Annotated in this window: 6 protein-coding genes; 3 read left to right on the forward strand and 3 right to left on the reverse strand. The window is 74.3% G+C overall.

The genetic code is table 11. The features are described 5' to 3' along the window. The 3 genes from ACXJKG_RS14550 to ACXJKG_RS14560 all read left to right on the forward strand — a co-directional run. On the forward strand, positions 1 to 330 hold a 330-nt coding region (locus ACXJKG_RS14550; RefSeq protein ID WP_456846462.1), incomplete at its 5' end, for a hypothetical protein. After that, positions 327 to 1,640 (forward strand): class I SAM-dependent methyltransferase, encoded by a 1,314-nt coding sequence (locus tag ACXJKG_RS14555; RefSeq protein ID WP_456846463.1) that lies wholly within the window; start codon positions 327 to 329, stop codon positions 1,638 to 1,640. The genes ACXJKG_RS14550 and ACXJKG_RS14555, both read left to right, overlap by 4 nt. Positions 1,641 to 1,885: 245 nt before the next feature. Beyond that, positions 1,886 to 2,152: a hypothetical protein gene (locus ACXJKG_RS14560; RefSeq protein ID WP_456846464.1), complete on the forward strand. Its 267-nt coding sequence runs from the start codon at positions 1,886 to 1,888 to the stop codon at positions 2,150 to 2,152. 25 nt (positions 2,153 to 2,177) lie between these two features. On the opposite strand, the gene ACXJKG_RS14565 is transcribed toward ACXJKG_RS14560, so the two are convergent. From ACXJKG_RS14565 to ACXJKG_RS14575, 3 genes are all read right to left on the reverse strand, one after another. Then, entirely contained in the window at positions 2,178 to 5,510 is a 3,333-nt protein-coding gene (locus ACXJKG_RS14565; RefSeq protein WP_456846465.1) for a hypothetical protein, read from the reverse strand. A 105-nt stretch (positions 5,511 to 5,615) separates the two neighbouring features. Further along, complete coding sequence (locus ACXJKG_RS14570; RefSeq protein ID WP_456846466.1) at positions 5,616 to 7,889, reverse strand: hypothetical protein; 2,274 nt, start codon at positions 7,887 to 7,889, stop codon at positions 5,616 to 5,618. Positions 7,890 to 7,957: 68 nt separating this feature from the next. Further along, positions 7,958 to 11,121, reverse strand: a 3,164-nt coding sequence (locus tag ACXJKG_RS14575; RefSeq protein ID WP_456846467.1) for a peptidoglycan recognition protein family protein, incomplete at its 5' end; no start/stop codon positions are given.

The following is an 11,121-nucleotide window of genomic DNA, read 5'->3' on the forward strand; positions in this document are numbered from 1 at the left end:
CCCGTCGTGGCTCCGGTGGAGCTCGCTCGCGAGCTCGACCTCCCCCTCCCGAAGGAGAGAGMGTCAGCCACCTCGGACGAGGAGGCGGAGCGGCTGCTGGCCGACCCCGCCGCCCTCGCCGAGCACGCTCAGGCCTGCCGCGCGCTGTACACGCGCGAGCACAGCCCGGACCACGTCGTCCTGCAGCTCGAGGAGATCCTCGGGACCGCCGGACTGCACCGTCCGCGTGACGGCTTCGCCCAACCCCTCGATCTCCTCGGCACGCCGGCGGACAGTGTGGTCCGTCACCGCGCGAGCAGCGTGCTCGACACCCTCAGGAGTACGTCATGACGCTCCCCCCCGAGCTTCGTTCCGGCGCGACGCAGGCGTTGCGCACCGCCACCGACCAGCAGCCCGTCGTGGAGGCCCGCCCCGCGCCGGCCGTCGCCGCCCCGGCTCCCGTGTCGCTCAAGCGGAAGGTCCGGTCGTCGGTCGGTCGCGTCGCGCGCCCGGCCCTCAACCGGATCCAGCCCGTGCTGCAGCGTGCCCAGCGGAGCACCGAGTCGCAGCGGCGCTCCCTCGACGAGGCGAACCGCCGGATCGACGAGCTGGAGCGCCGGATGTTCGACGCGGCCGGCGGCCGGGTCGACCTCGCCTTGATGCAGCAGCGGCTGCAGGCCAACGAGATCAACCAGACTCTGCAGAAGGCCGACTTCGGCGACGTGGTGCGCCGTTTCGAGTCGCTCGGCGACGCGATCGCGCCCGGAGCGGGCATCCACGCCGCCGCGATCCGGCTCGCTGAGCAGCGCGAGCAGCTGCACTCGCTCGACCGGCGCCTGCGGGTGCTCGACTCGCGCGTGAACTCCGCGCTCGTCGCCCCCGAGGGCGCTCCTCCGCTGCCCGTGGCGGGCACGCCCGCACCGACCGAGACGCCCGCGGCGAGCGCGGCCCCCGTGGAGCGGGACGCGGACGCGCACTCCGCGGGCTTCGACTACGTCGGGTTCGAGGGCCGCTTCCGCGGCGAGCCCGACGAGATCCTGCGCGTGCAGCGCGAGCGTTACATCCCGATCCTCACCGGTCACGGCCCCGTGGTCGACATCGGCTGCGGCCGAGGTGAGCTCCTCGACGCGCTGCGGGAGGCGGGGATCGACGGCATCGGCGTCGAGCCCGAGCCCGGCATGGCCGCGGAGGCCCGCGCGCGCGGCCTCGTCGTCGAGCAGACCGACGCGCTCGGCTTCCTGCGGGCCCAGGAGCCCGGCTCGCTGGGCGCGGTGTTCTCCGCCCACGTGCTCGAGCACCTCGAGCTCGACTACCTGCTCGAGTTCATCCAGCTGTCCCTGTCCCGGCTGCGGCCGGGCGGCATCTTCGTCGCGGAGACCCCGAACCCCGCGTCGCTCATCGTCCTGGGCAACAGCTACATCCTCGACCCCACGCACGTCTGGCCCCTGCACCCGTCGCTGACGTCGTTCCTGTGCGAGAGCGCCGGCTTCCGGGACATCCACCTCGCGTTCCACGCCCCCGCCACCGGCTACCACCTGCCCAAGGCGGAGCCGCAGCTGGGCGACCTGGCGCGCGTGGTCAACGAGGGCTTCGCGCGCCTCAACGACGTGCTGTTCGGTCCGCAGGACTACACGATCGTCGCGACCAAGGCCGCGAGCTGAACGCGCACCACGCCCGGGGGGTCGCGCTGCTCGGCGTCCTCGGAACGCTGACGCTCGCCGCCTGCACGGGTGGCAACCCCACGGCGATCCCGCGCAGCACGCCGACCGCGGGACCCACCCAGGTCGCGTCGACGCCGGCTGCCGGMGCGAGCACCCCGCCGTCGAGCACGCCCACCGCGACGACGGGCTCGCCGGACGCGACGAGTACGGCCGACCCGCCGGCGCCGGCCAGCGACGCGGTCCCCGTGCTCGCCGCGGCGTCGCTCGAGGCCGACGGTGTGGAGATGTCCGGCTACGTGCAGGGCGTCATCGTCGACGGCGGCACGTGCCGGTACCAGCTCACCGGTCCGAGCGGGACCACGACCGTCTCCACCGTGTCCCTCGCCGACGCGAGCGTGACGACGTGCCCGTGGGGGACGATCGCGTCCTCCGGGCTCACGTCCGGCACCTACGAGGCGCGGCTGGTGTGGGACTCCGTCGCGTCGCAGCCACTGACCGTCACCATCCCCTGACCGGCCTCGGGGGGCGCGGCCGGTCTCAGACCGCCGGGCCCTGCGGCAACGTGCCCAGCACGGCCTGCTCGAGCGTCGCGATGACCACGGGACCTCCGCCGGCGAGCGCGTAGACCGTGCTCATGCTCGTCACCGGGCGTCGCTGTCCGCCGGACGCCAGGTAGATCACGGGCGAGCCCGTGGACCGCACGAACAGCGGTCCGGTGAGGACTGCGGCCGTCCGGGGCAGCCCGGCGCAYGTCGACGGGTCGGTCGGGACGAACGACAGCCCGGTCGCGGTCGCGGCGGCCGCCGACAACGGGCGCAGCGAGCCACCGGTACCGACGTACGCCTGGCCGCCGCAGGACCACAGCGTGCCCAGCTCGCCTGCCGCGGTGGCGTAGCCCGTCAACGACGTGGCGGGCAGCTCGCTCAGGGCGCCGGCACCGAGCTCGGCCAGCACCGTGAAGGACGGCACGTGCCTGAGGGTCGAGGCGCCGTCGACGAGGAACACGTCCGGCCCGGCCACGGACTTGACCACACGGCCGGGCGTCAGCACGGCCGACCCCAGCGGCAGAGCGTCCAGGACCGACTGCTCGACGGTCGCGATGACCACCGGGCCCCCGGCGGCGAGCGTGTAGACCGTGTCCATGGAGGTGATCGGACGGCGCGTCCCGCCCGCGGCGAGGAACAGCGCCGGCGACTGGGCGGAGCGCACGAACAGCGGCCCGGTGAGCTGCTGCGTCGAGCGGGGCAGCGCTGCGCAGGTCATCGCGTCCATGGCCACGAACGGCAGGCCGGTCGCGTCGGCCGCCGCAGCGGACAGGGGCCGCAACGACCCGCCGGTGCCGACGTATCGCTGCGCACCGCACGCCCACAGCGTGCCGAGCTCCCCCGGCGCGACGGCGTACCCGGTCAGCGAGGCGGCCGGCACCGTGGTGTAGCCGGTGACGCCGAGCTCGGTCAGGACCGCGAACGACGGCACGTGACGCAGGGTGGAGGGCCCGTCGACGAGGTAGATGTCGGCGCCCGTCGAGGACTTCACGGCCCGGCCCGGGTCGAGCACGGGGGCACCCAGCGGGAGGGCGTCGAGCGCGGCCTGCTCGAACGTCGCGATGGCGACGGGAGCGCCGGCGGCGAGACCGTAGACCGTGCTCATGCTGCTCACGGCACGACGCTTGCCGCCGCTGGCCAGGTAGAGGTCCGGCAGCTGCGCGGAGCGCACGAACAACGGCCCCGCGATCTGCGTGCTCGAGCGGGGCACCGCACCGCAGGTGGACGGGTCCGTGGCCACGAACGCCAGACCGGTCGCGTCGGCGGCGGCGGCCGTGATCGGCCGCAACGATCCCCCGATGGCGACGTACTTCTGGGAACCGCAGGCCCACAGGGTGCCCAGCTGCCCGGGCGCGGCGGTGTACCCGGCCAGCGACGCCGGCGGCACCTCCTTGTAGCCGCTCAGCCCGAGCTGGGCGAGCAGCGCGAACGACGGGACGTGCCGCGTCACCGTCAACCCGTCGACCAGGAAGAGGTCGGCACCGGCGGACGACTTCACGACGCTGCCGGGCGTGAGCACGGGGCCGCCCTGCGGGATGGCGTCGAGCGACGCCTGCTCGAGCAGCACGACCGTCAGGGGCGCCCCGGCCGTGAGCGCGACGACAGTGTCCATCGTGGCGACCGGCCGACGCGTCCCGGCGGTGGCCAGGTACAGCGCCGGCGACTGCGCCGAGCGGACGAACACAGGTCCGGACGGGGTGGTCGGCGCGAGCGCGGCGAGGACCGCCGCCGAGACGACCGGCCCCGTCACGGATGCCGGCAGCTCGGCGCCCAGGCGGACGGCGCCGGACCCGGTCAGCCCGTAGCGGGTGCTGTCGGCGGCCTTGACCACGCCGGACAGCGTCGACCCGGTGGTCGTCATGGCGGCCACGCTGCGGCTGTCGAACGTCCGCGTGGGCAGCACCCGCGTCAGAGCGGACTGTCCGAGCAGCGCTGCGCTGACCGGGGTCGACCCCGACGCGTCCACGAGCACGCCGGCACCGGTGGCCGCGTTGCGCACCACGACGCCCGGCCGCACCAGCGGCGCGGTGATGGGCAGGTCGGCGCCGGCAGCATCGTTGAGGTGGGTGGTCGGCGTCGTGGGCGCGGCGGGTGCGAGCGCCAGCGACGCGGCGTCGAAGACCTCGCTGCGCTTGCCCGCGTGCACGTAGAACCACGAGCCCTCGACGGTCGTGTACGACTGCGAGAGCACGCCGCCGTTGGTGAAGCCCGCCATCTGGGCGTCGGAGAGCACGAGCGAGCCGTAGCTGTCGCACGAGGCGCCCCAGTCGGCCAGCATCGCGCAGTCCGGGACGCTGAACAGGTACCCGCGGTCGAACAGCGAGATCTTGCCGGCCCGGTCCCGGATGAACCGGCCGAGCGCGACGCCCGTGGGGCGCATGTCGAGCACCGACTGCGAGATCGTCGCGACGCCGCCCAGCGAGCTCAGCGAGTCGAGGATCACCGGGTTCTGCACCTGGTGCTTGCCGTCGATGGTCAGCAGGTAGACGGTCGGGCTGCCCGCCGCCTTCACCAGGTTCGCGCCGAACTGCGTCGATCCGAACCAGTCGCTGAACTCGCGGAAGAAGTTGCGGTTGCCGTACGACGAGCAGGAGTCGCCGGTCGTGTACATGTTGGCCAGCGCGGAGGCGTTCGGCTGGTACGGCGTGTAGGTGTAGAGCCCGGCCGTGGCCTGGTTCTCGATGAAGACGGGGCTGCTGCCGCACCGGGCCGCGTCCGGGTTGTACAGGACGTTCACCGTCCGACCGACGCGGTACGTGTAGTTCTGCGGGGTCAGCGCGTACTTCTTGAACTGGCGCGCGGCCCGGTACACCTGGTTGAAGAACCCGTAGTACTGCGCGTCGCAGGGCGCGGAGTCGGGGCACGCGAAGCCGGTGGCGGAGCGGTAGCGGGCGTCCGTCGGAGCGGAGGCGGTGACCAGCCCCTGCTCCTTCTGCAGGAGCACGAGCAGCACCTTCTGGCTGATCCCGCAGGCGGCGCCGACGTGCGCGATGACCTGCGCCGCCGTCTCGGCGGCCCGCCCCGTGTACGCCCCGCAGAGCCCGGCCTCGGCGGCCTGGCTGGTCGTCGCCGTGACGTAGTCCTTGAGGCACGTGTAGCCGGCGGTGCAGGTGGGCCGCTTGACGTTGAGGAACGCCTGGACGTCCCCCTCGCCCATCGCCGAGCCGTCGAAGAAGAGGGCGTCGCTGATGATGTTGCCCGGACGGAAGTCGCTCGCGGCGGCTGCCGACGAGGGTGGGGCGGTCGCCACGTCGACGGCGACGAGTCCCCCCGTGAGCACGGCGACGACCAGCATCATCGCCACCCACCACGAACGCCGCGCCATCACCGGACCCCCATCGTGTCGCGCTCCGGGCGTGCGCCGGTGCGCGGGCAGGCTACCCCGGATTGCCTAGCGATCGGCGCACCCGGGCAGGCGGGTCGCCGCCGGTCAGCTGCTCGGGATCGTCAGGGTGGGACGGTCGAGCAGCGCGGTGCGCACGCCGAACAGCTGGATGGCCGACAGGTCGGTCCGGTCGACGTGCCGGACGGTGACGGTCGAGTGCCCAGACGGCGCCAGGACCTGCGCATCCACGAGCCCGCCGGGCGTGACGTCGAGCGAGCCACCGTCCCAGCTCACGTGAACCGGACCCTCGTTCGGGTCGGTCCGGAACGTGAGCCGCACCCGCGCCTCGGACGACCTCGCGTTGTCGAGCACGATGTCGAGCCCGTCCCCCGGACCCACCCAGAGGCTGCCGCCGTCTGCGGTGCCCACCTGCACCCCGCTGCCCGGGTAGGGCAGCGTCGGGTGCACGGCGCCGTCGCCGGCCGCGTCGACCTGGTCCTGACCGTCGGTCGTGATCAGCGCGGCGCGCAGGGGCCGCAGGTCGTAGACCTCGAACCGCCCGTCGGCGCTCACCACCACCGGGTCGCCGACGGCCGCGCGCCAGGCGTCCGACACCGTGCTCGCGGTGTCGCCCAGGGCCTGACGGTCCAGGACGGCGGCGCCGGCGTCGGCAGCGGCGAGGAGGGCGGCCGCCGTCGTCGGGTCGGCCACGTCGGGGACGGTCATCCAGTCGCTCACGGAGCGGCCCTTGATGCCGCCGCCGGTCCAGCGCAGCGTGTCGGAGTGCAGGAACGGCCGCAGCTGGTCGGAGTCGAGGACCCCGTTGACCGGCGCGGTCTCGGGGAAGCCGGCGTGCGGCAGCTGGGCGACCATCGTGCCGGCGCCGAACTCCGCCTCGACGTCCGCGACCCAGGCGCCGTCCGCGGCGAACGCGGCCTGGTTCGCCGCGTGGTCGGGCCGGCGGATCGGGGCGACCTGGTCGTACACGCCGCCGAGCACCATCAGGACCGCCACGAGGGCCGCGACCGCCGTCGCCGCGCGGGCACCGGACCGGCGCGCGAACCATTCACGGGCGCCGTCGAGCATGAGGCCGACCGCCGCGAGGGTCAGGGCCGAGATGAGGATCGCCATCCGGTTCCAGCCGCGCACCACCGGCGAGACGAACGAGATGATCGTGGCCAGGCCGCCGACCGTCGAGAACAGCAGCGCGATGAGCGTGATGCCGGCCAGCTCGACCAGCGTGGTCAGCCGCCAGCCGACCCGCACGACGCTGTCCATCGGGCGCAGCACCCGCAGCACGGCGATCGCGATGAGTGCGACCAGGCCGAACGCGCCGACTGCCCCGAGCACGGGCTGCTCCGAGGCGAGGGGGTAGCTCCCGTCGTACCAGGCCCGCACGGTCGAGAGGAACGGGACCGCGTGGCCCGGCTGGGGCAGCAGCAACGACGTGATCTTGAGCGCGTAGAACTCGGCGTCGCCGGCGCTGCGGACCAGCGAGCCGGCGTTGTCGCCGTGGCTGTGCTGCCACAGGATGTCCGGGAGCATGTTGGTGACGATGAAGCCCAGGAACGCGATGCCGGCCATGACGGCGCCGCCGAACCGTCGCCAGTCGCGGCGGTGCACCAGCGACGCGAGCCCGCACACGGCGAGCAGGACGACCATGAACACGCCGTAGTAGGACGCGCCCGAGGAGACCAGCGCCGTGATCGCGAGCGTGGCCAGCGCGGGGCTGGTGAGCACCGCGCGCACGCTCCCCCGGTTCAGGGTCCACAACGGCTGCCCGCGCAGCACCCGCACGACGAGGATCAGGCCGAGCGGGACGGGGTAGTACGACGCCAGGAACAGGTGGTCCTCGCTGCGCATGAAGTGGTACGGCGCGAGCGCGAACAGGATGGCGAGTGCGGCCGACGAGATGCGCCCGACGCGGACCGCCCGGAAGAACACCATGCCGGTGAGCGCGGCGAGCGGGAAGCCGATGAGGAAGTAGACGTTGAGCGTGACGGCCCAGTCCTGCAGCACCCAGCCCATCATCTTCATGATCAGCAGGTGCAGGTTGTCGGCCGCCGGATAGTCGTGATAGCTCTGCCCGGCCGGGGCGCCCAGCAGGGGCTGGTACTCGTACCAGCCGGTCTGCAGCGTGGTCTTGACGTGCGCGGACACCGCGATCGCGTCGCCGTAGTAACGGAACGGCACGTGCAGGTCGGCGAGCCAGAGCCGCTCGGCCCACGCCGTGAACCCGATGGTGCCCAGCACCGCGGCGAGGTAGGCGAGGACGCTGCGTCCCTGGTCGCCGAGCCACCAGCTGCGGCGCGGGGTCCGGTCGGCGGCGGGCGCGGTACCGTCGGCGCCGCTCACCTCGACGTTGCGAACGGTGGACACGACTGCTTCACTCCCTGCGATCCGGTGACGAGCAGGTGCGAGCGTACCGTCCGCTCAGGCCGCGGCCGTCACGCCGCCGGGCCCGCGGGGACGAGGTCGAGCGAGGCCTGCGGCACCAGGGCGACGACGAGACCGGAGCCGGCGGCGAGCGCGTACGCGCGGTCCATCGTCGCCACGGGCCGCTTCGTCCCCCCGCTCAGCAGGTACAGCGCCGGCGCGCCCGTGGACCGCACGAACACCGGGCCGCCCCACGCCCCGCCGCGCGGCACCACGCCGAGCGTCAGCGGGTCGACGGCCGTCGCCGGCGCCCCGCCCGTGGCGACGACGCCCGCCGGGATCGGCGCCATGCTCCCGCCGATGGCCACGTAGTCCCGGCCGCCGCTGCGCCACAGGGTGCCCAGCGGCTGCGCCGCGACGGTGTAGCCCGTCACGGAGGCGACCTCCGTGAACGTCGTCGAGATCCCGACCGCGCGCGCGACGTCGAACGAGGGCAGGTGCACCAGCCCGGACAGCCCGTCGACCACGTACACGGGGGCCGCGCCGGCCACCTTCACCAGCGAGCCCGGCGCCAGCAGGGTCGCGCCGGTCGGCACGGCCGCGAGCCCGGCGGCGGGCACCTCCTGCAGGACGAACCGCGAGCCGGCCGCGACCGCGTAGGCGACGGCCATCGTCGGCACCGGGCGCTTCACGCCGCCGGCGAGCACGAACAGCGCGGTCGACCCGGTCGCCCGGACGAAGACCGGTCCGCTCCAGGACGTCGTCGAGAGCGTGTGCGCGCAGGTCAGCGGGTCCATCGTGGTCGCGGGCGCGCCGTCGCTCGCGACCACCCCGGCCGGGATCGGCGCCATCCGGCCGCCGAGCGCCACGGCGTCCTGCGTCCCGCAGCGCCAGACCGTGCCGAGCGGCTGCGCGGCCACCGTGTACCCGGTCGTCGACGCCGACGGGATCTCGGTGTACCCGGTCGGGAGACCGACCGAGCGCGCCATCTCGAAGGACGGGAGGTGGACGAGCCTCGAGAGCCCGTCGACGACGTAGACCGAGGGCGCTCCGGCGACCTTGACCAGCGTGGCCGGGGCCAGGAGCGGCGGACCGGACGTCACGTCGTCGAGCGCGGCCTGCGGCACCAGCGCGACGACCAGCGGGGAGCCGGCCGCGAGGGCGTAGGCCACCTCCATCGTCGGCACCGGGCGCTTCACGCCGGCGGCGAGCACGAACAGGTCGGTCGACTCGACGGACCGGACGAACAGCGGGTTGACCGGTCCGCCGGGCGCCAGCGCGGTGATCAGCGCGGTGTCGACCGCGACCCCGGGGTCTCCCGGCACCTGGTCGACGGCGAGGACCACCGAGCCGCCCATGGTCAGCGCGACCCGCCGCCCGTCGGGCGCGCGCAGGACGCCGGTGAGGTCGCCGCGCGGCGCGGGCAGCAGGGCCACGCTGGCGTCGTCGAGCGGGCGCAGCGGGAGCGCCTGGCCGATCCGCGCCGTCGCGATGTAGGCCGCGGACATCCGCAGCCCGGCGGCCCGGTCGAGCAGCACGCCGGCGCCGCTGCCCCGGCCCTGGACGACGATCCCGGTCCGCACGATGGGTGCGCCGAGCGGGAGGTTGTCGGCGACGGCTTCCCCGAGGGTGATCGCGGCCCCGTTCGGCTGGACCGGCGACGCCTGCAGCGCGACGGCGTCGGCGATCTCGTACCGCGTCCCGCCGGACACGACGAACTGCCGTCCGGTCGGCGTCACGAAGGCGGTGGTGAGCTCGGGCCCGCGGGCCAGCAGCGCGACCATCGGGTCGGGCAGGGCCATCGTCGGGAAGTCCGCGCAGCTGGCCCCCCAGGCCGCGAGCTCGGCACAGTCGCCGGCGCGGTGCACCGTGCCGGAGTCGACCAGGTCGATCTCCCCGGACTGGTCGCGGATGAAGCGCCCGAGCTCGACGCCGCTGGTCCGGGCGTCGAGCGCGCCCTGGTCGACCACCGCGACCGGGCCGAGCGGTGCGAACGCGGCGAGCACGTTCACGTCCGTGAGCCGGTACTTGTGGTGCGCGGTCGCCAGGTAGACCGACGGGCTCGCCGCCGACTTCACCAGGTTCGCGCCCAGCCCGCTCGCGCCGTACGCGTCCCAGTACTGCCGCGCCAGGCCACGGATGGTGTTCATGTACTGGTAGCCGATGTCGCCCGGGCAGGCCGTGAAGGCCACGTCGCGGTGCGCGAAGATCGTCGGCAGCGTCAGCGTGGTGCCGGCGGGGTACTTCGAGTTCTCGCCGCCCAGCGTGTAGTACGTGACCGATCCGGTGGGGTCGACGCCGTAGGCGCCCAGCCGCCAGGCCGCGACCCGGGCCACGGCGTCGAGCTGCGCGCCGGTGGGGGCCTGCGAGGTGTAGTTGCCGAGCATCGAGATGCCGACCGTCGCGGTGTTGAAGCCGCCGGCGTGCACGCCGATGACCGCCTTGGTCAGCGAGCCCTCGCGGCCCTCGTAGATGTTTCCCCACTTGTCGACGACGAAGTTGTAGCCGATGTCGCACCAGCCGCGGGACTCGATGTGGTACCGCTGGTCGTTGCGCAGCGCCTGCATCGCGTCGGCGACCGTGCCGTAGTCGCCGTCGGCGGTGTGGTGCACCACGGCACCGACCAGCCGCGAGGCGACGTCCGGCGCGCACGCCGGGGCACGGGCACCCCAGGCGGCCCGGCTGATGATGGCGGGCTGCGACGAGACCGCCGTCGGCAGCGCGGCGGCCTGCACCGTGCCCGCGCCCGGGACGCCCGCGTGGCCGCCGGACAGCGGCGCCGCGCTCGCCGGCACCGGGTCGGACGCGACGAGGGTGACCTGGAGGTCGGCGGGCGCCGCGTCGGGGGCGACGACCAGCGAGACCTGCACGGCGTCGGCGTCACCGACCCAGAGCGACGGCGTGCCGTCGCGCACCTGGSGCCGGTCCTCGACCGTGCCGCTGTCGGGGCTCTCGTCCGCGGTGCCCAGCGGCACCCACGCGCTCCACGTGTCGCCGTCGCGCGTCCGGACCTGCGGTGCCACGTCCCCGACCGCGCTGCCTGCGGCCCACGTGACGCCCACCGTCTGGAACGTGTCCGACTCGATGACGTCGCTGACGACGCGGGCGGGCTCCGGCGCCGGCGTCGCCGGCTCGGTCAGGTCGACCGGCACCTCGTCGACGGACACGTCCGGCGCGGCCGCCGCGGCGGGGGCGACGACCGGGGCCGCGACCGCCGCGGGGGTGGCCTGCGCGG

It is taken from the genome of Cellulomonas sp. P5_C6, from assembly GCF_054049635.1.